20 protein-coding genes are annotated in these 23,010 nt (G+C 59.8%); 16 read left to right on the top strand and 4 right to left on the bottom strand.

Translation table 11 applies throughout. The features are described from left to right. Nucleotides 1-23: 23 nt before the first annotated feature. The 11 genes from DDA898_RS07360 to hycI are packed head-to-tail and all read left to right on the top strand — an operon-like array spanning nt 24 to nt 11,417. Complete coding sequence (locus tag DDA898_RS07360) at nt 24-650, top strand: 4Fe-4S dicluster domain-containing protein (protein WP_038910730.1); 627 nt, start codon at nt 24-26, stop codon at nt 648-650. Beyond that, nucleotides 647-2,686, top strand: a complete 2,040-nt coding sequence (gene hyfB, locus DDA898_RS07355; protein ID WP_038910729.1) for a hydrogenase 4 subunit B — start codon at nt 647-649, stop codon at nt 2,684-2,686. Before DDA898_RS07360 ends, hyfB begins: the two co-directional genes overlap by 4 nt. Before the next feature lie 12 nt (nt 2,687-2,698). Continuing rightward, a complete protein-coding gene (locus DDA898_RS07350; protein ID WP_038910728.1) occupies nt 2,699-3,646 on the top strand; it encodes a respiratory chain complex I subunit 1 family protein in 948 nt (315 codons plus the stop codon). Between the two features lie 16 nt (nt 3,647-3,662). Then, a complete protein-coding gene (locus DDA898_RS07345; protein WP_038910726.1) occupies nt 3,663-5,102 on the top strand; it encodes a hydrogenase 4 subunit D in 1,440 nt (479 codons plus the stop codon). Between the two features lie 9 nt (nt 5,103-5,111). Further along, complete coding sequence (gene hyfE, locus DDA898_RS07340; protein WP_013317235.1) at nt 5,112-5,762, top strand: hydrogenase 4 membrane subunit; 651 nt, start codon at nt 5,112-5,114, stop codon at nt 5,760-5,762. Nucleotides 5,763-5,767: 5 nt separating this feature from the next. After that, on the top strand, nt 5,768-7,447 hold the full coding sequence (locus tag DDA898_RS07335) for a hydrogenase 4 subunit F (RefSeq protein WP_038910725.1): 1,680 nt from the start codon (nt 5,768-5,770) through the stop codon (nt 7,445-7,447). Continuing rightward, nucleotides 7,440-9,167, top strand: a complete 1,728-nt coding sequence (locus DDA898_RS07330; RefSeq protein ID WP_038910724.1) for a hydrogenase large subunit — start codon at nt 7,440-7,442, stop codon at nt 9,165-9,167. The genes DDA898_RS07335 and DDA898_RS07330 overlap by 8 nt, the downstream gene beginning before the upstream one ends. Before the next feature lie 10 nt (nt 9,168-9,177). Beyond that, complete coding sequence (gene hyfH / locus DDA898_RS07325) at nt 9,178-9,747, top strand: hydrogenase 4 subunit H (protein ID WP_038910722.1); 570 nt, start codon at nt 9,178-9,180, stop codon at nt 9,745-9,747. Then, nucleotides 9,744-10,535 carry an NADH-quinone oxidoreductase subunit B family protein gene (locus DDA898_RS07320; protein ID WP_038910721.1) on the top strand — a complete coding sequence of 264 codons (792 nt, stop codon included), beginning with the start codon at nt 9,744-9,746 and terminating at the stop codon, nt 10,533-10,535. The genes hyfH and DDA898_RS07320 overlap by 4 nt, the downstream gene beginning before the upstream one ends. Then, nucleotides 10,532-10,930, top strand: a complete 399-nt coding sequence (locus DDA898_RS07315; protein WP_013317230.1) for a formate hydrogenlyase maturation HycH family protein — start codon at nt 10,532-10,534, stop codon at nt 10,928-10,930. The genes DDA898_RS07320 and DDA898_RS07315 overlap by 4 nt, the downstream gene beginning before the upstream one ends. Then, nucleotides 10,923-11,417: a hydrogenase maturation peptidase HycI gene (gene hycI, locus DDA898_RS07310; RefSeq protein WP_038910720.1), complete on the top strand. Its 495-nt coding sequence runs from the start codon at nt 10,923-10,925 to the stop codon at nt 11,415-11,417. The genes DDA898_RS07315 and hycI overlap by 8 nt, the downstream gene beginning before the upstream one ends. 84 nt (nt 11,418-11,501) lie before the next feature. Here the strand turns inward: hycI and dhiA are convergent, their stop codons facing one another. Together dhiA and dhiT are read right to left on the bottom strand one after the other, a co-directional pair. Then, on the bottom strand, nt 11,502-11,990 hold the full coding sequence (gene dhiA, locus DDA898_RS07305) for a type II toxin-antitoxin system antitoxin DhiA (RefSeq protein WP_038910719.1): 489 nt from the start codon (nt 11,988-11,990) through the stop codon (nt 11,502-11,504). A 7-nt stretch (nt 11,991-11,997) separates the two neighbouring features. Next, complete coding sequence (gene dhiT, locus DDA898_RS07300) at nt 11,998-12,255, bottom strand: type II toxin-antitoxin system toxin DhiT (RefSeq protein WP_038910718.1); 258 nt, start codon at nt 12,253-12,255, stop codon at nt 11,998-12,000. A 497-nt stretch (nt 12,256-12,752) separates the two neighbouring features. Here dhiT and DDA898_RS07295 point away from each other — a divergent pair, with 497 nt between their 5' ends. After that, on the top strand, nt 12,753-13,295 hold the full coding sequence (locus DDA898_RS07295) for a 4Fe-4S dicluster domain-containing protein (protein WP_013317225.1): 543 nt from the start codon (nt 12,753-12,755) through the stop codon (nt 13,293-13,295). 34 nt (nt 13,296-13,329) lie between these two features. Next, complete coding sequence (gene fdhF, locus DDA898_RS07290) at nt 13,330-15,480, top strand: formate dehydrogenase subunit alpha (RefSeq protein ID WP_038910717.1); 2,151 nt, start codon at nt 13,330-13,332, stop codon at nt 15,478-15,480. Nucleotides 15,481-15,571: 91 nt separating this feature from the next. Here the strand turns inward: fdhF and flhA are convergent, their stop codons facing one another. Then, nucleotides 15,572-17,749, bottom strand: coding sequence for a formate hydrogenlyase transcriptional activator FlhA (flhA, locus tag DDA898_RS07285; protein ID WP_050570223.1), 2,178 nt, complete (start codon nt 17,747-17,749; stop codon nt 15,572-15,574). Nucleotides 17,750-18,663: 914 nt separating this feature from the next. On the opposite strand from flhA, the gene DDA898_RS07280 reads away from it, so the two are divergent. Beyond that, nucleotides 18,664-19,953 carry a dicarboxylate/amino acid:cation symporter gene (locus tag DDA898_RS07280; protein ID WP_038900774.1) on the top strand — a complete coding sequence of 430 codons (1,290 nt, stop codon included), beginning with the start codon at nt 18,664-18,666 and terminating at the stop codon, nt 19,951-19,953. Between the two features lie 87 nt (nt 19,954-20,040). Here DDA898_RS07280 and hypT read toward each other — a convergent pair whose 3' ends face one another. Next, nucleotides 20,041-20,934, bottom strand: a complete 894-nt coding sequence (gene hypT / locus DDA898_RS07275) for a hypochlorite stress DNA-binding transcriptional regulator HypT (RefSeq protein ID WP_038910715.1) — start codon at nt 20,932-20,934, stop codon at nt 20,041-20,043. A 152-nt stretch (nt 20,935-21,086) separates the two neighbouring features. Between hypT and cuyB the strand changes: the two genes are divergently transcribed. Further along, nucleotides 21,087-21,803, top strand: coding sequence for a cysteate racemase (gene cuyB, locus DDA898_RS07270; RefSeq protein ID WP_038900772.1), 717 nt, complete (start codon nt 21,087-21,089; stop codon nt 21,801-21,803). Between the two features lie 86 nt (nt 21,804-21,889). Continuing rightward, nucleotides 21,890-22,969 (top strand): LacI family DNA-binding transcriptional regulator, encoded by a 1,080-nt coding sequence (locus tag DDA898_RS07265; protein ID WP_038910714.1) that lies wholly within the window; start codon nt 21,890-21,892, stop codon nt 22,967-22,969. Nucleotides 22,970-23,010: the final 41 nt, after the last annotated feature.

Below are 23,010 nucleotides of genomic sequence, written 5' to 3'. Positions count from 1 at the left end.
CTATCACCCCGGAGGGTATGGCTATGAACCGCTTCGTCATTGCGGAGCCAACGCGTTGTATCGGATGCAACACTTGCATGGCGGCCTGTACGCAGGTGCATCGCCAGCAGGGCCTGCAGTCTCATCCGAGGCTGACGGTCGAGCGTGATGCCAACGGCACCGCACCAGTGTTATGCCGTCACTGTGAGGATGCGCCCTGCGCCAGAGTGTGCCCGGTCAACGCCATCAGGCATCAGGATAATGCCGTGTTGCTGGATGAAAACACCTGTATCGGCTGCAAACTGTGCGCCATCGCCTGCCCGTTCGGCGCCATCACGCCATCCGGCAGCACGCCGCTGGCAACGCCTGCCACGTTTGATCACCACATCCCGCTATCGCTGCTGTCCGATGTGCCGGTGAGTCCACCGTCGATTCACCCGATGCTGGCGTGGAACGCCGGAGTACGCAGCATCGCGGTGAAATGCGACCTGTGTGATTTCCGCGAACAGGGGCCGGAGTGTGTGCGCGTCTGCCCGACACACGCGCTGTATCTGGTGGATGACGCCGCGCTGGACGACGCTATCGCCGCCAAACGCCGTCAGGCGGCGGAATGGCCCGAAGGCAACATCCCTTTTTCCTCCACCGGGACTGACAGGGAGCAAACACTATGATGACGCCACTGCAATTGTTCACGCCACTGCAATGGCTGGGCCTGTCGCTAGCGCTGTATCTGGCCGGCGCGCTGCTTTCGTTATGTCTGTGCCGCCGGGAATCGCTGGCGATTCGCCTGAGCGGGCTGTGCGCGCTGGCGGGCGGCTGCGCCGGTGCGCTGGCGGCGGCTCCCGTCCTGCTCGGCGGCGGCGTGCTGACCGCCGTGTTCGACGGGCCGTTTGACGCCTTCGCACACCTGACGCTGCGCTTCGATACCCTGGCCGCGTTCATGACGCTGGTGATTTCGCTGCTGGTGGCGGTATCCGCCCTGTATTCACTGGCTTATCTGGAGGAGTACCGCGGGCGCGGCGCCTGGGCGATGGGGTTCTTCATGAACCTGTTTGTCGCCTCTATGGTGGCGCTGGTGGTGGTGGACAACGCCTTCTACTTCATTGTGTTGTTCGAAGTGATGTCGCTCAGCTCCTACTTCCTGGTCATCGCCGATCAGGATGAAGAGGCGGTCGGTGCCGGGCTGCTGTATTTCCTGATCGCCCATGCCGGTTCGGTGCTGATCATGATTGCCTTCTTCCTGCTCTATCGCCACAGCAGCAGCCTCGACTTCGTCGATTTCCGCCACGCCGGGTTGTCGGCACCGCAGGCCTCGGTGGTGTTCCTGCTGGCGTTCTTCGGCTTCGGCGCCAAAGCCGGGATGCTGCCGTTGCACGGCTGGCTGCCCCGCGCGCACCCGGCCGCGCCGTCGCACGCCTCGGCGCTGATGTCGGGCGTGATGGTGAAGATCGGCGTATTCGGCATCATCAAAGTCGGTGTTGATTTGCTGGGCGCCACCGAAACCTGGTGGGGCGTGGTGGTGCTGGCGTTCGGCGCGGTGTCGTCGGTGCTGGGGGTGCTGTACGCGCTGGCCGAGCACGACATCAAACGCCTGCTGGCGTACCACACGGTGGAGAACATCGGCATCATTCTGATGGGGGTCGGCGTCGGCATGATCGGCATCGCCACCCATCATCCGCTGCTGGCGCTGCTCGGCCTGCTGGGCGGGCTGTATCACCTGCTCAACCACGCGGTGTTCAAGGGGTTGCTGTTTCTCGGCGCCGGCGCGGTGATCTACCGCGTCCACACCAAAGACATGGAAAAAATGGGCGGACTGTCACGGCTGATGCCGCGTACCGCGCTGGCGTTTCTGGTCGGGTGTATGGCGATCTCCGCCCTGCCGCCGCTCAACGGTTTCGTCAGCGAATGGTTTACCTACCAGTCGCTGTTCACCCTCAGCCATGACGGCAGCATCGGCCTGCGGCTGGCCGCGCCGATCGCCATCGTGATGCTGGCGATCACCGGCGCGCTGGCGGCGATGTGTTTCGTCAAGGTGTACGGCATCAGTTTCTGCGGCGCGCCACGTAGCGAGAAAGCCGCTCACGCCCGCGAAGTCCCCTGGCCGATGACGCTCGCCATGTTACTGCTGGCGTTGCTGTGCGTGCTGCTCGGCGTCGGCGCCAGCGTGGTGGTACCGGTGATGACCCGTATCGCGGCGGACCTGGCGCACACCCCGGAAGTCATGATGGCCGCGGGACTGGGCGTCTTCCCCGGCGACCACCTGCAAACCCGCCTTAATACGCCGCTGATTTTCATCCTGCTGCTGGCGCTGCCGTTGCTGCCGCTGATGCTCTACAGCCTGCTGCGCGGCCCGCGTCTCGGTTTTCGTCACAAAGGCACGCCCTGGGCCTGCGGCTACGGCTATGAATCCGCCATGTCGGCCTCGGCCGGCAGCTTTACCCAGCCGCTGCGGGTGATGTTCGCGCCGTTGTACCGCGTGCGCAAAACCCTCGACCCGGCGCCCGCGATGCAGCAGGCGCTGGAAAAGACCACGCAGGCGGCGGCGCGCGTCGAACCGGTATGGGACGACCACGTGGTGATGCCGGTGGTCAGCGGCGTGCAGCACATCAGCCGCGCGGTGCAATGGATTCAGCACGGCGATTTCCGGGTGTACTGCCTGTATGTGGTGGCGGCGCTGGTTGCCCTGCTACTGGCCACTCTGGCTTAAGGAGACCGGAACATGACTTACGCTTCACTCGTTTTTCCGCTGCTGGGCGCGCTATTGCAGGCCGTCCTGCTGATGGCGGCGGCACCGCTGCTGTCCGGCCTGTCGCGCGTGATCCGCGCCAAAATGCACTCCCGCCAGGGGCCGGGCGTGCTGCAGGATTATCGTGACATCGTCAAACTGCTGCGCCGTCAGGAAGTGGCGCCCGAGCACAGCGGCGGCGTGTTTCGCCTGATGCCGTTCATCCTGCTCGGCACCATGCTGCTGGTGGCGATGACGCTGCCGGCCGTGACCGACGGCTCCCCGTTCGGCGCGGCGGGCGACATCATCACCCTGCTGTACCTGTTTGCGGTCTTTCGCTTTTTCTTCTCCTTATCCGGCCTGGATTCCGGCAGCACCTTTGCCGGCATCGGCGCCAGCCGCGAACTGACGCTCGGCATCCTGGTGGAACCGATTCTGATGCTGGCGTTGCTGGTGGTGGCGCTGGTCGCCGGCTCCACCAACATCGGCAATATCAGCGTCAAACTGGCGAGCGGTCACTGGGCGTCACCCACCGCCACCGCGCTGGCGCTGCTGGCCTGCGCCTTCGCCACCTTTATCGAGATGGGAAAAATCCCGTTTGACGTGGCGGAAGCGGAACAGGAGTTGCAGGAAGGCCCGCTGACCGAATACGCCGGCGCCGGGCTGGCGCTGGTGAAATGGGGCATCAGCCTCAAACAGGTGGTGGTCGCCACGCTGTTCCTGTCGATTTTCGTGCCGTTCGGCAAGGCCGAAACGCTCACGGCGGTCAGCCTGTTGTGGGGATCGCTGGCGCTGATCATCAAGCTGGTGGTGGTGTTCGTCATCGCCGCCGTTATCGAAAACAGCCTGGCGCGCGGGCGCTTTCTGCTGACCGACCGGGTGACCTGGCTCGGCTTCGGCGTGGCGGCGCTGGCATTCGTTTTCTACCTGACCGGACTATAAGGAGTCGGCATCCATCATGGAGAATATTGCTCTTGCCACCCTGTTGCTGCCGTTTCTCGGCGCGCTGTGGATAGCTTTCGCACCGCAGCGCCTCGCCAAAGGGTTGTGCACGCTGTTCGCCCTGCTGGCGACGCTCGGCATGGCGCTATTGGCCTGGCGCTATCTTGACGGCGGCAAAACCGACCAGGTCGTCACCCTTTATCGTTACGGTCAGGCCGATCTGTTCGGTTTCCTGTTCGACCGTATCAGCCTGTTGATCGGCTTTGCGGTGGTGTCGCTCGGTTTTCTGGTCAGCCTTTACTCCTGCGGCTACCTGACGCTGGGCAACCGCGAGCACCCGCACGACGGCAGCAATCGCTACTACGCCTTCCTGCTGGTATTTATCGGCGCGATGGCCGGGCTGACGCTGTCATCCACCATCCTCGGCCAGTTGCTGTTCTTTGAAATCACCGGCGGCTGTTCCTGGGCGTTGATCGGCTACTACCAGAAACCGAAATCGCTGCGCTCGGCGCTCAAAGCGCTGTTAGTGACGCATATCGCCTCCGTCGGCCTGTATCTGGCGGCGGCCTGGCTGTTCGCCACCACCGGCACCTTCGCGCTCAGCGCCATTGCACAGTTGGACGATAGCAGCAAAATCATCGTGTTCGGCGGCATCCTGTTCGCGGCCTGGGGCAAATCAGCCCAGTTGCCGCTGCATGTCTGGCTGCCGGATGCGATGGAAGCGCCGACGCCGGTGAGCGCCTACCTGCACGCCGCCTCGATGGTGAAAGTCGGTGTGTATATTTTTGCCCGCGCCATTCTGTCCGCCGTCGAAGTGCCGCACATCATCGGCGTGGTCGGCGTCATCATGGCGACCATTACGCTGGTGTACGGCTTCCTGATGTACCTGCCGCAAAAAGACATGAAGCGGCTGCTGGCCTACTCCACCATCACCCAGCTCGCCTACATCTTTCTGGCGCTGTCGCTGTCCATCTTCGGTTCGCGCATGGCTTTCGATGCCGGTATGGCCTACATCTTCAACCACGCTTACGCCAAAAGCCTGTTCTTCCTGGTGGCCGGCGCGCTCAGCTACAGCTGCGGCACCCGCATGCTGCCGCAGCTGCGCGGCATGATGAAGCGCCTGCCGCTGCTGGGCGTCGGTTTCTGCGTCGCGGCGCTGGCTATCACCGGCGTGCCGCCGTTCAACGGCTTTTTCAGTAAGTTCCCGCTGTTCGCCGCCGGGTTCGCGTTGTCGCGCGACGTCTGGTGGCTGTTGCCGCTGCTGATCATCGCGCTGGTGGAATCGGTCGCCAGCTTCGCCTGGTTCATCTACTGGTTTGGCCGCACCGTGCCGGGCGAGCCGTCCGAGGAGGTGGCGTCGGCTACGGCGGTGCCGGCGTCGATGAATTTGGTGCTGCTGGTGCTGATAGTGATGTCGCTGTGCTCCAGCGTTATCGCCGCACTCTGGCTGAAATAAGGAACTCTCATGACTGGTTCTCTTCTTGTCAACAATCTGGCTGGTCTGCTGATCATCACCTCGCTGTTGGTGATCGCCGCCAGAAAACCCACGGTGTCCGCCGCGCTGTACGCGTTGCAGTCGCTGGTGCTGGTGCTGATTTTTGTGGCGCTGGGCGGGTTGCTTGGCTCCCACGAGCTGTATCTGTGGTCGCTCACCGCCTTCATCACCAAGGTAGTGATGGTGCCCGCCATTATGAGCTTCGCCTTCTGCCGGCTGGCTGACCCGAAAGCCGACGGCGGCGTCATCGGCACCGCGACTCTGATATTGATCGCCACCCTGATTGTGCTGCTGAGCTACTTTGCCGTCGCGCCGGTGAAACTGCCGATGGTTAACGACCTGAAACCGGTGCTGGCAGTGTCGCTCGGCCACTTCCTGATCGGCCTGCTGTGCATCGTCAGCCAGCGCAACATCCTCAAACAGGTGTTCGGTTACTGCCTGATGGAAAACGGCGCCCACCTGACGCTGGCGCTGCTGGCCTACCGCGCGCCGGAGCTGGTGGAGATCGGCATCGCCACCGACGCCATCTTCGCCGTCATCGTGATGGCGCTGATGGCGCGCAAAATCCACCGCACGCTGCACACGCTGGATGTTCAGCAACTGACCGCGCTGAAAGGATAATCACCATGACGACTTTGGATCTTTTTTCCCTGCTGCTGGGCGTGCCGTTTGTCGCCGCCCTGCTGGCGTTCGCCTGCCGCTTTACCGGCACGGCGGCGCGCGCGCTGGTGAGCCTGATTCATCTGCTCGGCATCAGCGCGCTGCTGCTGGTGGCGTTGCTGGCGGTGTGGACGGTCTACCAACAGGGCGAACTGCTGGCGGCCCACCGCTGGCTGCACCTCGACAGCCTGAGCGCACTGTTTCTGGCGATTCTCGGGGTGATTGGCTTTCTCACCGGCCTCTACTCGATGGGGTATATGCGTCACGAGGTGGACGGCGGCGAAATCAGCGTCACCACGCTGTGCCACTACTACGGCTTCTTCCACCTGTTTCTGTTCACTATGTTGTTGGTGATCACCAGCAACAACCTGATCCTGATGTGGGCGGCGATTGAAGCCACCACGCTCAGTTCGGCGTTTCTGGTGGGCCTGTACGGCCAGCGTTCGTCGCTGGAAGCGGCGTGGAAATACATCATCATCTGCACCGTCGGCGTCGCTTTCGGCCTGTATGGCACCGTGCTGGTATACGCCAACGCCGCCAACGTGATGGCGGAGCCGGGCAACGCCATTTTCTGGACCGAGGTGCTGCAACACGCCGGCGAACTGGACAGCACGCTGATGCATCTGGCGTTCATCTTTATTTTGATCGGGTTTGGCACCAAAACCGGCCTGTTCCCGATGCACGCCTGGCTGCCGGACGCCCACAGCGAGGCGCCCAGTCCCACCAGCGCCCTGCTCTCCGCCGTGCTGCTCAACTGCGCGCTGCTGGTGATCGTGCGCTACACCATCCTGATCAGCGCCGCCATCGGCCCGGAATTTCCGCAACGGCTGTTGTTGGTGTTCGGCCTGCTGTCGGTGGCCGTCGCCGCGTTCCTGATTCTGGTGCAGCGTGACATGAAACGCCTGCTGGCCTACTCCAGCGTGGAAAACATGGGGCTGATCGCCGTGGCGCTCGGCATCGGCGGCCCGCTCGGCATTCTGGCCGCGCTGCTGCATACACTGAACCACAGTCTGGCGAAAACCCTGCTGTTCTGCGGCTCCGGCAACGTGCTGTTGAAGTACGGCACTCGTGATATGGACGCGGTGAAAGGCATCCTGCGCGTCGCGCCGGTGACGGGCGCGCTGCTGGCCGGCGGCGCGCTGGCGCTCGGCGGTATGCCGCCGTTCAACGTATTTCTGAGCGAATTCATGACGGTTACCGCCGGCATCCACGCCGGTCATCTACCGCTGGTGCTGGTGTTGCTGGTGCTGCTGACCGTGGTATTGGCCGGGCTGGTGCGCATGATCGCCACCAGCGTGCTGGGCAGCCAGCCGGAAGCGGTCAGCAAGGGCGAGCTGGGTTGGCTGACCACCGCGCCGATGCTGATTCTGCTGGTATTGATGCTGGTGATGGGCACTCGTATTCCACAGCCGGTCATCCATTTGCTGGAGCAGGCCACCGCCATCGTTTTAAACGGCAACCATGCCGGCGAACCAACCCCGCCGAGTCTGGGCTGGCCGTCGCTGAGCGCCCGTACTACTACAACAGTGGGTACTACCATACTGGGTACTACCTCGCTGGGTACTATCATGTCAGGTTCTACCTCGCCGGACACCGCGCCTGCTTCATCGTTAACCCCTTCCCGTCAGGAGATGTACCGTGATTAATTCATCCGCCGCGACCGGCACCGAGAATTTAGGCGCCGATTATGTCGCCCATGTCAGACAACAGTTCCCGACGGCGATTCTGGAAGAAGAACGGCAAACCGCCAATCAGTTGACCCTCACCGTCAAACTGCATCAGTTGCCGGAGGTGGTGGAATACCTCTACTACCAGCACGGCGGCTGGCTGTCGGTATTGTTCGGCAACGACGAGCGCACCCTCAACGGCCATTTCGCCGTCTACTATGTGCTGTCGATGGAACAGGGCGAGAAATGCTGGGTGGTGGTGAAAGCACTGGTCAACCCGACGGTGCCGGAGTTTCCGTCGGTGACGCCGCGCGTGCCTGCCGCCGTGTGGGGAGAGCGCGAGGTGCGTGATATGTACGGGCTGATCCCGGTCGGCCTGCCGGATGAACGCCGGCTGGTGCTGCCGGATGACTGGCCGGACGATCTCTATCCGCTGCGCAAAGACGCGATGGATTACCGCCAGCGCCCTGCGCCCACCCGCGATGACGAGTCCTACACCTTCATCAACGAGGCCACCGGCGACACCCGGGTGGTGCCGATCGGCCCGCTGCACATCACGTCCGACGAACCGGGTCACTTCCGGCTGTTTGTCGACGGCGAACAGATTATCGACGCCGACTACCGCCTGTTCTACGTCCATCGCGGCATGGAGAAGCTGGCGGAAACCCGCATGGGCTACAACGAAGTGACGTTCCTGTCCGACCGGGTGTGCGGTATCTGCGGTTTCACCCACAGCGTGGCCTACACCTCGTCCATCGAGAACGCGCTGGGCGTGGTGGTGCCGGCGCGCGCCCATACCATTCGCAGCATTCTGCTGGAGGTGGAGCGCCTGCACAGTCACCTGTTGAATATCGGGCTATCCAGCCACTTCGTCGGTTTCGACACCGGCTTCATGCAGTTCTTCCGGGTGCGCGAAAAATCGATGCAGATCGCCGAGATGCTCACCGGCGCACGCAAAACCTACGGTCTTAACCTGATCGGCGGCATCCGCCGCGACATCCTGAAAGAGGACCGGCTGAAGACCATCAAGCTGATCCGTGAAATGCGCGCCGAAGTCACACAGTTGACCGATATGCTGCTCAACACCGCCAACATGGCGCAACGCACCCAGGGCGTCGGCGTGCTGAGCCGTCAGGTGGCGCGCGACTACAGCCCGGTAGGGCCGATGATTCGCGCCAGCGGCTTTCAGCGCGACGTGCGCGTCGACCACCCGTTCGCCGGTTATCTGGACCTGCCGATGGAGCTGCACCACCTCGACGGCGGCGACGTTTACTCCCGCGTGCTGGTGCGGGTGCGTGAAGTATTCACCTCGCTGGCGATGATCGAATTCGGGCTGGACAACATGCCGGACGGGCCGATCCTCAACGAGCATATCCATTATCAGCCGCACAAGTTCGCGCTGGGTTTTACCGAAGCGCCGCGCGGCGAAGACATCCACTGGAGCATGACCGGCGACAACCAGAAGCTGTTCCGCTGGCGCTGCCGCGCCGCTACCTACGCCAACTGGCCGGTGCTGCGCTTTATGCTGCGCGGCAACACGGTGTCGGACGCGCCGCTGATCATCGGCAGCCTCGACCCCTGCTATTCCTGTACCGACCGCGTCACGCTGGTGGATGTCCGCAAGAAGAAAGTCACCACCGTGCCGTACAAAGAGATCGAGCGCTACGGACTGGAACGCACCCGTTCGCCGCTGAAATGAGGGAGGCCCCATGATTAAACTGTTCAAAACCATCCTCAAAGCGGGCAACAGCACGGTGAAATACCCGTTTGCGCCGCTGGCGGTGCCCGCCGGATTTCGCGGCAAACCAGAGTACGACCCGGCGCAGTGTATCGGCTGCGCCGCCTGTACCATGGCGTGCCCGGCCAACGCGCTGACCATGGCTAACGACCTGGACAACGGCACCCGCACCTGGCAGCTGTTCCTCGGCCGCTGCATCTTCTGCGGCCGCTGCGAGGAAGTGTGCCCGACCCGCGCCATTGTGCTGTCGCAGGATTTCGAAATGGCGGTCGCCAGCAAGGCCGACCTGTATCAGCGCGCCACCTTCCAACTGCTGAACTGCCATGTCTGCCAGCGGCCGTTCGCACCGCAGAAAGAAGTGGAGTACGCCATGGCGCTGCTGGCGCACGCCGGCGTGCCGGAAAGCGAGGTGGAGGCGCGTCGCCACCAGTTCGAAACCTGCCCGGACTGCAAACGCAAACAGAACATGAACCATCAGGGCAACGTGCAGTTGAGCCAGCACCTGCCCGCCCCGACCACTCACAAGGGGAATGCGCAATGAGTATGCTGCCCAACGGGGTCGACCACTACCACACTACCCCGATTACGCTCGACGAACAGGCTCAACAGCTGAAAAAGACGCTGCTGAAGGATATCCAGCGTTCCGCCTACGTCTACCGCGTGGACTGCGGCGGTTGCAACGGCTGCGAGATCGAGATCTTCTCTGCCATTACGCCGCTGTTCGACGCCGAACGCTTCGGCATCAAGGTGGTGGCGTCGCCGCGCCACGCCGACATTTTACTGTTTACCGGCGCGGTGACCCGTGCCATGCGAAGCCCGGCGCTACGCGCCTATGAGTCGGCACCGGATCCGAAAATCTGCATCTCTTATGGCGCCTGCGGCTGCGGCGGCGGCATTTTCCACGACCTGTACTGCGTGTGGGGCGGCAGCGACAAAATCGTGCCGATCGACGTCTACATCCCCGGCTGCCCGCCGACCCCGGCGGCGACGATTTATGGTTTCGCCGTGGCGCTGGGGCTGCTGGAACAGAAACTGCACGGCAGCGACCACCAGCAGGGCGACAATGAGAAAGCAGCACTGATTCATCCGGCACTGCCGCTGGATTTGCGGGTGCGGGTGGAACGGGAGGCCCGCCTGATGGCGGGGTATCGTCAGGGGCGGGAAATCAGCGACCGCTTCCTCGACTTGCTGGAAAACCAGCCGCTGGAAGGCTTTGAGCACCGCGTCAACCGTTGGCTCAACCAATATGACGACCCGCGGCTGAACGAGATTGTCGGCCATTTGCTACGGATTTACCACGCCATGCTGCGCGGGGAGATCCTTTCATGAGCCACGTGCGTTTTTATGCCCTGAACCGCAAGTTTCTCGACAGCCGCGACAAGATACCGGAGCAGGCGCAGCAGGTGATGTATTACTCGCTGGCTATCGGCCATCATGTCGGCGTCATCGACTGCCTGAAACAAGTGTTGCATTGCCCGCTGGCGGAGTACGAAGGCTGGGTCGGCCAGTTGAGTGATGAGGAAGCCCGCCGCAAAATGCTGGGTTTGCTGCGCTTTGGCGAAATCACCATCGACCATACCCACACCGCGCTGTTGGGCGGTGCGTTCACCGCGCTGGCGGCGGCGGACCGCTACCCGGAATGGACCGCTACGCTGGTGGACTATCTGGCGGCGATGCAACGGGAACCGGCTATTTATCTGATGGTGAAGCGTATCGATGACTGAACATCTACATAATGAAGCGCCACTGTATATCGAAAATATCGTGCTGACCGTCGGCAACACCCTGATGGGCGACGACGGCGCCGGCCCGCTGCTGGCGGAGCGCATGAACCGGCAGCCGGTGGCGGGCTGGTCGGTGATTGACGGCGGCCCTATTCCGGAAAATGCCGCCCACACGCTGCGGGAGCTGAAGCCTCGCCGCCTGCTGGTGGTGGACGCCACCGACATGGGGCTGACGCCGGGCGCCATCCGCATCGTCGATCCGCAGCGCATCGCCGAAGACATGCTGATGAATACCCACAGCCTGCCGCTGAACTACCTGATCGATAGCCTGAAGGAAGACATTCCCGAGGTGATTTTCATCGGTATCCAGCCTGCGCTGGTGGCGTTTTATTTTCCCATCAGCCCGGAAGTGACGCAGGCGGTAGACGCCCTGTATCAGCGGTTATCCGGTTGGGAAGAGAATGGCGGGTTTGAGGTGCTGTCGTAAGCCAATCGTGCGCTGGCGCGGTATTACGCTGCATGGCTAAAGCGGGGCAGGCGCCAGCCCCGCTCGTAACCGGAAGCCCACGGCCTACTTTTCTTCCAGTTGCAGCACGGTGTGCGCCAGGCTGACCACCGTCGCCAGGCTGACATTGGTATTCTTATTCAGCGACTTATACAGGCTGGTGCGGCTTTTCGCCCCCGCCTCTTTGGCTACGGTGCTGTTGCCATGTTTTTCCACCGCGGTTTTCAACGCCGCTTGCAGAATTTCCGGCCGGTTTTCAATCACGGCATCATAGAAGGCGCGAGAGATAACATCAGCGAAGTTCCTTTCTCGCACCGCGAGCGTGTGGCTGACATACTCCCCTTTTTTCCGCAATTCCGACGCGGAAATCCTAATATCCGGCAGCCATTCCAGCGAACCGTCCGGCAGCAGGCCAAATTTGATAAACTGGCTGGCGTTCGAAAACACCGGGCTGGGGGCATAGAGATAAAGATTGATGTCGCAAACCAGACCATCTTCATAGGTCAGGCGCAACGAAAAATCGCCAATGACGTCAACTTCCACGATCTTATGCATAAATGCCTCACAGTTTTCCCGGATTTCTCCTCACTACCGCCCGTTCCCACATACTCAGCAGTTGCTGCCGGTGGGCCCTGATATGCGCAAGCGCCAGCTTGCGCTTGTTATTCGGCAGATATCCTTCGATCTCGGTTCCGGTACGAATATTGATGATAAGTTCATGGTTGCCGTAGCAGACATGGACATGCGGTAAGTGATGCCGCTCATCGTCGTAAAAGTACAAATGGAAAATCAGCCCCGCCAGTCTGTCAATCTCAGGCATTGGCACTCCTTGTCAATGAACAGAGTAACATTGTATCCCACGGGATACAATCATCCTATTTCAGTCTTATCGCCTGTAAAAGGCTTCATGTTGATTCCACTGAAAAATAAAAAGCCATTGCGCGCCGCTGAAATGTGCGGGTACGTCGCCATAGCGCTGAAGACACAATAAAGGCCGGGCTTTCTAACCTCGACAGGCGGTTTTCAGAGCTGGAACGCGCTTCGCAACAGATTCGCTTTTATCCGTCTGTCGGCGCGACCTGCACCGCGCCGGGCGCGCGTCGTCAAATCTGCCGAACCCCGTCTGCCGACACTCGTCACCAGCCGGCCACTAGCGATCTTTTCCCAAAAAAACCGTTTTAAATTGCTGATAAATCAAATCGATAAACCATAAGCATTCATTCTGGCATAAACCCTGCTTTATCTGTGGTGATGTGTCGGCGACCGGGCCGTCGACATAACCCTTAGTCCATCAGAGCCGCGGAAGGAGACCCTGTCATGAACCGGTTCGTTTTAGCAGACCCCAGGAAATGTATTGGCTGCCGCACCTGCGAAGTCGCCTGCGTGCTGGCGCACAGCGACGGCAATCCGTCGTCGCTGTCGCCAGAACATTTCACGCCGCGCCTGAAAGTGGTGAAGGGGCTGAATGTCAGCACCACGATTCAATGCCGCCACTGTGAAGACGCGCCCTGCGCCAATGTTTGCCCTAACGGGGCGATCGTACACGCCGGCGATCATATCCGGGTACAGCAGGAAAAATGCATTGGCTGCAAAACCTGCGTGGTGGCCTGTCCGTACGGCGCCATGACGGTGATCAGTAAACCGGTGGCGCGTATCAGCCATTATCAAACGCTGGGTAACTGCATCAAGGCGGAAGCGCACAAGTGCGACCTGTGCGAAGGGCGCGCCAACGGCCCGGCCTGCGTTGAGGTCTGCCCGACCAAAGCCCTGCGCCTGATCAGCCGGGAAGACATTCAGGAGATGATCCAACGTAAACAGCGGCGCGCAGCACTCGATGAAGCCGCGGAAATGAAATTCTGAGCGTGCCGTCGGTACGATGAAGGAGAGCAATGTCATGCAGAAAGTAATTACCGTCTGCCCTTACTGTGGGTCAGGCTGCAAAATTAACCTGTTGGTGGAAAACGGCAAAGTGGTCGGCGCGGAAGGCGCCAACGGCCTGACCAACGAAGGCGAGCTGTGCCTGAAAGGCTATTACGGCTGGGATTTTCTCAACGACACCAAGCTGTTAACCCCACGGCTGAAGCAACCGATGATCCGCCGCCAGAAAGGCGCGCCGTTTGAGGTGGTGTCCTGGGACGAAGCCATCGACTTCGCCAGTTCCCGCCTGAAAGCCATCAAGGAAAAATACGGTCCGGACGCCATCATGCACACCGGTTCGTCCCGCGGGCCGGGCAACGAAACCAACTATGTGATGCAGAAATTCGCCCGCGCGGTCACCGGCACCAACAACATCGACTGCTGCGCCCGCGTCTGTCACGGCCCGTCGGTTTCCGGCCTGCAGGTAACGCTGGGCAACGGCGCGATGAGTAACTCGATTTGCGAAATCGAACACACCGACTGCATTCTGGTGTTCGGCTACAACGCCGCCGACTCTCACCCGATTGTGGCGCGTCGCATCATCAAGGCCAAAGAACGCGGCGCTAAAATCATCGTCTGCGACCCGCGGCACATCGAAACCGCCCGCATCGCCGACCTGTGGCTGCCGCTGAAGAACGGTTCCAACATGGCGCTGGTCAACGCTTTCGCCAACGTGTTGCTCAATGAAGGGCTGTATAACGCGAATTTCGTGGCGCAACATACCGAAGGGTTCGAGGAATACCGCAATCTGGTGGCGAAATACACGCCGGAATACGTGGCGGACATCACCGGTCTCGACCCGCAGCTGATCCGTGACGCCATTCGTATGTACGCCGCCGCGCCGTCCGCCACCATTCTGTGGGGCATGGGCGTCACCCAGTGGACGCAGGGCGTGGACGTGGTGAAAGGTCTGTCCGGCCTGGCGTTGCTCACCGGTAACCTCGGCCGTCCGAATGTCGGCGTCGGCCCGGTACGCGGCCAGAACAACGTACAGGGCGCCTGCGATATGGGCGCGCTGCCGAACCAGTTCCCCGGCTACCAACAAGTCACCGACGCGGACGTGCGCGAAAAATTCGCCAAAGCCTGGGGCGTGCCGTCGTTGTCCGACCGCATCGGCTACTCGCTGACCGACGTGCCGCACATGATCAAGGAAGGCAAGATCAAGGCCAACTACCTGATGGGCGAAGACCCATTGCAAACCGAGCCGGACCTGTCGGTGGTGCGCGAAACCTTCAACCAGCTGGAATTGCTGATCGTTCAGGACATCTTCATGACCAAGACCGCCGCCGTGGCGGACGTGATCTTCCCCGCCACCTCCTGGGGCGAGCATGAAGGGGTGTATTCGGCCGCCGACCGTGGCTTCCAGCGTTTCTACAAGGCGGTGGAACCGCAGGGCAACGTCAAGCCGGACTGGGAAATCATCAGCCTGATGGCGACCGCGCTGGGCTACCCGATGCACTACAACAACACCAATGAAATCTGGGATGAGCTGCGCAATCTGTGCCCGCTCTATTACGGCGCTACCTACGAGAAAATGGCCGGTCTGGGCTATGTGCCGTGGCCGTGCCTGACCGAAGACAGCCCAGGCACGCCGTGGCTGTACGCCGGCAACCAGTTCGACCGCCCGAACGGCAAAGGGCTGCTGTTTGCGACCGAATGGCACCCGCCGATGGAGCAGACCGACGCCGACTACCCGCTGGTGCTCTCCACGGTGCGCGAAGTCGGTCACTACTCCTGCCGCTCCATGACCGGCAACTGCACCGCGCTGCAAACATTGGCGGACGAGCCGGGCTACGTGCAGATGAACCCGGAAGACGCCGCTCGTCTCGGCATTCGCGATCAACAACTAACATGGGTGGCGTCACGCCGCGGCAAGGTGATCAGCCGGGCGATGGTCAGCGAGCGCATCAACAAGGGCGCGGTTTACATGACCTATCAGTGGTGGATTGGCGCCTGTAACGAACTGACGCTGGACGAAGTGGACCCGATCGCCAAGACGCCGGAATACAAGCACTGCGCGGTGAAACTGGAACCGATCGCCGACCAGAACTGGGCGGAGAACTACGTCGTACAGGAGTACAGCGCGCTGAAAGCCCGTCTGCGTAAAGAAGCGGAAGTGGCCGGTTAATCCTTCGCCATCACCCCTTCGCCATCCTCCTCGTTCGGGGAGGATGGCTTTTTCAAGCCGTCTCACAACCTCATCGTTTCAATCACGAAAATCAGGAAATTCCCTCGATTTCCCGGGCGGAAATCCCCATACGTTGCATGCGCGACAACAATGTGGTGCGCTTAAGCCCGAGCCGGGCGGCGGCGCCTTTCGGGCCGGCGACGATGCCGTTGGTTTCCCGCAATACCCGGATAATACGCTCGCGCTCCGATTCCTCGTCAGCATCCAGTTGCCCGGATGACGGCTCAGCCGCCACCGGCGGCGGCGGAAAGTCGCGGTGCGCCGGTTTGGGCACCTCCAGCGGCGACAGATGATGCTGCAATTCATCGATCTGCAGATTGAGCGTGGTGCCGCGCGTCAGGATCACCGCCCGCTCCACCACGTTTTCCAGTTCCCGCACGTTGCCGGGCCACGGCAAACGGCTCAGTTGACGCAACATGTCGGACGGAATGCTGTCGATGGTGCGGTTCATGCGGCGGGCGATCTTGCGGGTGAAAAACTTCACCAGCAGCGGAATATCTTCCGGCCGCTCGCGCAGCGGCGGAATGACGATGGGAAACACGTTGAGTCGGTAATAAAGGTCGCTGCGGTATTCGCGGTCCGCCACCATCTGCTTCAGGTCACGGTTGGTGGCGGCGATCAACCGCACATCCACCGAAATCACTTTGCTGCCGCCCAGCCGCTCGATCTCCCGCTCCTGCAATACCCGCAGCAGTTTGGGCTGCAGTTCCAGCGGGATATCGCCCACCTCATCCAGAAACAACGTGCTGTTATCCGCCTGTTCAAACCGCCCCTGACGCTGGCTGGTAGCGCCGGTGAACGCGCCCTTTTCATGGCCGAACAGGTCGCTTTCCAGCAGGCCGGACGGAATGGCGGCGCAATTCATTTTTACCATATGCTGGACTTTACGCTGGCTCAGACTGTGGATGGCGCGGGCAATCAGCTCCTTGCCGGTGCCGGTTTCCCCCAGAATCAGCACGGTGCTGTCGCTGGCCGCCACCATCTCCACCTGTTCCAGCACCTGGCGGATCGCCGCGCTGCGGCCGATGATTTCGCCAAACTCATCGCCGCTGCGCTGATGAATATGCTCGGTCAGTTGTTCGGTCAGGTAGAAGTTTTCATGGATCAGCGAATCCTTCAGCCGGGTGATCTGCTCATAGGCCAGCGCGTTATCCAGCGCAATGGCGATACGCGCGGCAATCTGCCGCAGTAGCCGGAGATCCGCCTCGCTGACCGCCAGCGCAGAACGGTGCGCCAGTTCCAGCACACCCAACGTCCGGTTGCCGAACGCCAGCGGCAACAGGCAAACGTGAGACAGTTCGCGATCAAACCACTGACAAAGCGGGCGCGGTTCGCCGCGTTGAGGGCGCTCCGTTACTCGTATCAGTTGCGGCTGATGCTGCGCCATCACGCCGTCTGCCAGCGTTTGTGCCCGCTCCACCTCGCCTTGCACCGTTTTCGGCGCGCCGGACTGCGGGTATAGGGTGGCGAGATACTTGAGCGCTGGCGTGTCGCCCTCGCCTTCTTTTAATACCAGCGCGATAAAATCGATGCCGAAGAAGCGGTGGATTTCTCGCGACACCTCCAGCGCCAGCGCCTTCAGTTCCAGCTTGGAAATCACGGTGTTGGTGACATCCACCAGAATACGCAGATGGTCGCGCTCATGGCGCAAGCGCTCCTCTTCCTGCAGCACCTGCTCGCGTTCGCTAATGTTTTCCACCACCAGCGCCACCACCCCGGCCAGCGCCTGGAAAAAATCGAGTTCGTTGTCGGTGAAACGGCTGCCGTCGGTCTTGATGAATTCCACCCCGCCCAGCCCACGGTGCATGCCGCGCAGCGGCAACTGGCAATAGTCGCTCAGCCCAGCGTAGGCCGGCTGGTCAGTCAGATGGGGAAAATCGCGCAGGAAGTGCGTCCGATCGCAATGCAGCGGGGTCTGGGTGCTCCACACCACTCCGCCAGGGCCGTTCGCCAGCAGAATCGCCTCCTCGCTGCACTGGGTCTGCCCAGATTCGCGGTCGTGGCGATAGAAATTCATCTGGTTATGCAGTGGATCAAGCAGGATCAGGTTGACGCGGCCAAAGCGCACCACCGAAAACGACACGCCATCCAGCGCCCGCAGCAGGTCGTGAATGGTGCGCTGTTGCAACAGTGACTGAGAAATTTTCAGCAAGGCATCCTGCCACAGAATAGACAACCGGGACGGAGAGTCTGTCAGTCGTGTCGCCATAACCACCGTAATCCAATTTCCATAGATAGTGTGGGGAAATAGTGTAAGAGCTTCCCTGAGGAAATGACACGTCGCCTCACCAATAGCTTGATCTGAATCGTGCTAAACCGGAGCACGCCGGCGACAAGCGGTCACCAGATGAACAATTATCGCCTGCCGCGACAGATAATAATAAGAACCGTTTACTATTTTGAGTTTATTTTATACAGAAGCGATTACCGATACTGGCTCAGGAAATATTGTCGTGATGCTGAGCCATTACGCGGAATTGCTTAATTTTTATTCACACAAAAACCAAAACGCAACATTTAAATTACATCTATAAAGAAAAAAATAACATTAATGCTCCCGTCCGATTCAATTAAAGCAGGTCATTAAAATTACTGTTGTTTTTATTCAATTGCATACCAGCTTGCCGGTATTACGCCAGATTATATTTTCATGAACAGAAGGGTAATTACTGTTTATTAATTACTCATGTCATCAATCAATAATAAAACCGTGTGCAGATAAAAATAGTTCAGCAGCGATTATTTGTTTTATTGCTGACTCCGATTAAGATATAAGAAAATGTTATGATTAACACAAAAATCGCCCGCCGCCTTAGCACGTGAAACACACAACCAATTGATAAATATGAAATTATAAAAACATATATACCTACTATATGTCTGGTTTTTACCCATAATCAGCAGGGAAATAACGCATTTTTGACCTCATTCAGTGATGCATTTCATTTTATTAGCAGAAAAAAAGGGCAAAAATCCGATTTCGTTGTAGTATTTCGCGCGGCAGACACAACACCCCACAAACAAATCAGGGTATCGGCCTGCGTATGTCTCACGACATCGCTGACCGCTACGCTGCAATAACACTGTGTGTTGTCTGAATACATTCATCAACATGAGGTTTATATGCAAAGGCAGAAGTTATTAATACAGATAATGCTGGCGATCGTGCTCGGTATTCTGATTGGCTGGGCATGCCACAACTATCTGGACGGCGCCCGTGCCAAAGAGGTGGCGTCGTACTTTAATATGGTTACCGACATCTTCCTGCGTCTGATCAAGATGATCATCGCGCCGCTGGTGTTCGCCACTCTGGTCTCCGGTTTGGCCAGCATGGGTAACTCTTCTGCCGTGGGCCGCGTCGGCCTGAAAGCTATGACCTGGTTCGTTACCGCGTCTTTCCTGTCGCTGTTGATCGGCATGATGCTGGCGAACTTCTTCCAGCCGGGCGTCGGCATGAATCTGGTCGCTCCGGTCAACCATGTCACCACCGGTCTGAATACCGATGGTTTTACGCTGAAAAACTTCATCAGCCATATCTTCCCGAAAAGCATCGTGGAAGCGATGGCCAACAACGAAATCCTGCAGATTCTGGTGTTCTCGCTGTTCTTCGGCTCGGCGCTGGCTTACGTTAAGCACCATAACAAGCAGGCCAACTTCATTCTGTCCACCATCGAAGAGCTGGCCAAAGTGATGTTCCGCGTGACCGACTACGTGATGGCGCTGGCGCCGATCGCCGTGTTCGCAGCGATTGCTTCCGCCATCACCACTCAGGGTCTGGGCCTGATCTATGACTTCGGCAAGCTGATCGGCGAGTTCTATCTCGGTCTGGCGCTGCTGTGGGCGGTGCTGTTCCTGGTGGGCTACGCATTCCTCGGCCGTTCCATCGCGGTGCTGGCCCGTCTGATCCGCGAACCCACCATGCTGGCATTCGCCACCGCCAGCAGCGAGTCGGCCTACCCGAAAACCATGGATGCCCTCACGCGTTTCGGCGTACCGAAGAAGATCACCAGCTTTGTGCTGCCGCTGGGTTACTCCTTCAACCTGGACGGCTCCATGATGTACCAGTCGTTCGCTATCCTGTTCATCGCGCAGGCGTACAACATTGACCTGAGCCTGACCCAGCAGATCCTGATCCTGCTGACGCTGATGATCACCAGTAAAGGCATGGCCGGCGTCGCGCGCGCCTCCGTGGTGGTAGTGGCCGCCACCCTGCCGATGTTCAGCCTGCCGGAAGCCGGTATCCTGCTGATTCTGGGTATCGACCAGTTCCTGGATATGGGCCGCACCGCAACCAACGTTATCGGCAACAGTATTTCTACCGCCGTGGTGGCCAGTCTGGAAAAAGACATCACCGACGACGAGGAAGAGCCCGAGGCGGAAGTGGCGCTGCAACAAGCCAGACAGGACGCCTGACCGCGCCCGACAATACGCTAATTAGTCAGACGGTTAGTTCGTCAAACAGTGAATGAGTCAGACAGCGGCCCTCCCGGCCGCTGTTTTTTATTGCGCCGAACGCAGCGTCGTCATCGCCCGCCAGAATGACTCCGACGCCACGTTCAGCCGCGCATCCAACCGGTACAAATACACCTGCATCTTCATCACCGCCTGCTCCAGCTTCAACACGGTCAGTTCCTTGTGCGCCAGCTCATCGCGGATGGAGTAATCCGGCAGCCAGGCAATGCCGTGGCCCTGCTTCGCCATCCGTTTGAGCAAATCGCTCATTGAGGAGACAAAACTCACGGTAAAACGATCGGGCGCCAAAGTGGAAAGATAGCGGTTGACCTGACGCCCCATGTAGCTGGTGTCGGTGTAATTGAGCAGCGGCAGCCCGGCGGCGCGAATATCAAACAACGGCTTGCCGGCCGCATCGCAGGCGCACACCGGGTACAGGGTAGAATCCATGATACGGGTATGACGAAACGGTTCCGACATCAGTTCCTCGTTGTAAAACGAGAAAATGAAATCGCTGCGCCCTTCCTTCAGATTAAGTACCGCATCATCCACATCGATGGATTCGACATAGAAAATCTTCTCCTGCAAATCCGGCACGGTTTTGAGTAACTCCGGCATCACAAACACCGACAGCGAATGCGCCGCCGCAATCGTGATCTTGTTCTTGTAATGGCTGCCGCCATGCAGCTTGTGAATCTGGTATTCCAGATCGTCGAGGGTGTTGCGGATATGGGCGTGAAAAATCTTGCCCTGCTCGGTCAACTGCAACGGCTGGGCGCCGCGGTCGAAAATATCGAACCCCACCGCCTCTTCCAGCGCTCGGATCCGTCGGCTGAATGACGACTGGGAAATGTTGCGCGTCTCGGCCGCCAGTGTAAAACTACGGTGCTCCTCCAGAGCGAGGAAATCGTATAACCATTTGGTTTCAATGTTATTCAGCATTGAAGAACACCTTTCAGAAAAACGCATTATACGCATAACGCTAGCAATGTTATGCAAAACATACATAGAGGATGGGAATTTCGCAATTCACATTTCCGAGCGCTGTGAGATGATTTTTCCACTCCCACATCACCAGCAATGAGGCGGAAAACGTGAATCCTGTAGTCGGCATTCTTGGCGGCATGGGACCCGGTGCGACCGTGGATGCCATGCAAAAACTCATCCGGCAGACTCCGGCCAGAAAAGATCAGGAACATATTCCGATGATCGCGGTTTCTATTCCGGATATTCCCGATCGCACCCAGTGTATTCTCAATCACAGCGTCTCACCGCTGCAGAAAATGGTGGAGTACATGAAGATTCTGGAGAACGCCGGCGCTAGCTGCATCATCATTCCCTGCAACACCGCGCATTACTGGTTTGAGGACTTGAAGCGGCATACCCAGTTGGAAATGATCAGCATTATTGACGCCACCTGTCAGCAAGTGGCTGAACAGCGCGTTCGTCACGTCGCCATTCTGGCTACCACCGCCACCGTACGCGGTGAAATTTACCAGCACGCGCTGGCTGGCCAGCAGGTGCGCTGTACATTACCGACCGACGAGCAGCAGGACGCGGTGATGAACAGCATCTACGCCTACAAGGCGGGCGACATTGCGCAGGCCCGGGCGCTGTTGCTGCCGGTGGTCGCCTCGCTGCGGCAACGGGGCGTGGAGAAAATCATTTTGGGTTGCACCGAACTGCCGCTGATTCTGGAACCGGAAGCCGTCGCCGAACCGGACGCCTATCTGGATGCCACCGATGCGCTGATCAAAAAAACCATCGCCTGGTATTACCAGCAGGTCACGCATCCGCCGGTCGCGGCGTAATTTTTCTCTGTCAGTCGCAGTTGCTGTCGCCAGCCTTTGTTATGATAACGCCAGGTGACAATACAGGGGCTGATTAACAGAGAATCATGAAAGCGAAACCAGTAACGCTCAATGACGTGGCGGCTTACGCCGGCGTGTCGTACCAGACCGTCTCCCGGGTGCTGAATCAGGCACCCCATGTCTCGGACCGTACCCGGGAAAAAGTGGAGCAGGCGATGGCCGCGCTCCACTACATCCCCAACCGGGTGGCCCAGCAGCTGGCGCGCCGCAGTGCCACCACCATCGGTCTGGCGACTATCGACCTGTCGCTGCACGCCCCTTCCCAAATTGCCGCCGCCATTAAAACCACCGCCAGCGAACTGGGATTCAACGTAGTGATATCCATGCTACGCTCCGTCGATGGCAACGACGTCCAGCGCGCCGTTAATGAACTGCTGGCGCAACGGGTAGACGGCGTAATAATCAACGTGCCGCTGGAACAGGAAGCGGCGGAGCAAATCCACCGGTTGTGCGCCGCCACACCGGCGCTGTTTCTCGACACCGCCCCCACCGCCGACCTGCCGAGCGTGATATTCGACCCACATCAGGGCACCAGACTGGCTATCGATCACCTGGTGGCGCTGGGCCACCGCCGGATCGCATTGCTTGCCGGCCCACAAAGCTCGGTATCCGCCCGGCTGCGTTACGAAGGCTGGCAACAGGCGCTGGCCGCCCACCTGCTAACACCCTGCGCCACGGCGGAAGGCGACTGGAGCGCCAGCGCCGGTTATCAGCAGGCACATCTGCTGCTGGCGAATTCGGTTCGCCCGACCGCCATCGCCGTTGCCAACGATCAAATGGCATTGGGCGTGCTGCGGGCTATCCACGAGTATGGCCTGCGCGTGCCGGAACAGATTTCGGTGATCGGCTTTGACGACACCCGCGACAGCGCCTATTTCCAGCCGCCGCTGACCACCATCCGTCAGGACTTCCGGCAACTGGGCCGGGAAAGCGTCAACCGGCTGCTGGAGTGCCTGCAATCCCCGCACAAGCACAGTCCCGCTCCGCTACGGCTGAAAACCACGCTGATCCCCCGTCAGACCACCGCCGCCTGGCAACCCTCCACCTTGTCGCCGCAGGATGTTGCGCAGCAGCTGATTACGCTGGCGCGGCAATTACAACACTAACCCATTCCCCCTGACGCCGGTTTTGTGATCGACACCACTTT

It is taken from the genome of Dickeya dadantii NCPPB 898 (assembly GCF_000406145.1).
In the GTDB taxonomy this organism is placed as follows: domain Bacteria; phylum Pseudomonadota; class Gammaproteobacteria; order Enterobacterales; family Enterobacteriaceae; genus Dickeya; species Dickeya dadantii.
Note: the sequence above shows the minus strand (reverse complement) of the source record. Positions and strands in the feature narration are given on the sequence as shown.

What these genes read in the sequence shown, in the direction of transcription:
- DDA898_RS07360 (WP_038910730.1), top strand. Translation starts at nt 24, where the DNA reads ATGAACCGCTTCGTCATTGCGGAGCCAACGCGTTGTATCGGATGCAAC.
- hyfB (WP_038910729.1), top strand. Translation starts at nt 647, where the DNA reads ATGATGACGCCACTGCAATTGTTCACGCCACTGCAATGGCTGGGCCTG.
- DDA898_RS07350 (WP_038910728.1), top strand. Translation starts at nt 2,699, where the DNA reads ATGACTTACGCTTCACTCGTTTTTCCGCTGCTGGGCGCGCTATTGCAG.
- DDA898_RS07345 (WP_038910726.1), top strand. Translation starts at nt 3,663, where the DNA reads ATGGAGAATATTGCTCTTGCCACCCTGTTGCTGCCGTTTCTCGGCGCG.
- hyfE (WP_013317235.1), top strand. Translation starts at nt 5,112, where the DNA reads ATGACTGGTTCTCTTCTTGTCAACAATCTGGCTGGTCTGCTGATCATC.
- DDA898_RS07335 (WP_038910725.1), top strand. Translation starts at nt 5,768, where the DNA reads ATGACGACTTTGGATCTTTTTTCCCTGCTGCTGGGCGTGCCGTTTGTC.
- hyfH (WP_038910722.1), top strand. Translation starts at nt 9,178, where the DNA reads ATGATTAAACTGTTCAAAACCATCCTCAAAGCGGGCAACAGCACGGTG.
- DDA898_RS07320 (WP_038910721.1), top strand. Translation starts at nt 9,744, where the DNA reads ATGAGTATGCTGCCCAACGGGGTCGACCACTACCACACTACCCCGATT.
- DDA898_RS07315 (WP_013317230.1), top strand. Translation starts at nt 10,532, where the DNA reads ATGAGCCACGTGCGTTTTTATGCCCTGAACCGCAAGTTTCTCGACAGC.
- hycI (WP_038910720.1), top strand. Translation starts at nt 10,923, where the DNA reads ATGACTGAACATCTACATAATGAAGCGCCACTGTATATCGAAAATATC.
- dhiA (WP_038910719.1), bottom strand. Translation starts at nt 11,990, where the DNA reads ATGCATAAGATCGTGGAAGTTGACGTCATTGGCGATTTTTCGTTGCGC.
- dhiT (WP_038910718.1), bottom strand. Translation starts at nt 12,255, where the DNA reads ATGCCTGAGATTGACAGACTGGCGGGGCTGATTTTCCATTTGTACTTT.
- DDA898_RS07295 (WP_013317225.1), top strand. Translation starts at nt 12,753, where the DNA reads ATGAACCGGTTCGTTTTAGCAGACCCCAGGAAATGTATTGGCTGCCGC.
- fdhF (WP_038910717.1), top strand. Translation starts at nt 13,330, where the DNA reads ATGCAGAAAGTAATTACCGTCTGCCCTTACTGTGGGTCAGGCTGCAAA.
- flhA (WP_050570223.1), bottom strand. Translation starts at nt 17,749, where the DNA reads ATGGCGACACGACTGACAGACTCTCCGTCCCGGTTGTCTATTCTGTGG.
- DDA898_RS07280 (WP_038900774.1), top strand. Translation starts at nt 18,664, where the DNA reads ATGCAAAGGCAGAAGTTATTAATACAGATAATGCTGGCGATCGTGCTC.
- hypT (WP_038910715.1), bottom strand. Translation starts at nt 20,934, where the DNA reads ATGCTGAATAACATTGAAACCAAATGGTTATACGATTTCCTCGCTCTG.
- DDA898_RS07265 (WP_038910714.1), top strand. Translation starts at nt 21,890, where the DNA reads ATGAAAGCGAAACCAGTAACGCTCAATGACGTGGCGGCTTACGCCGGC.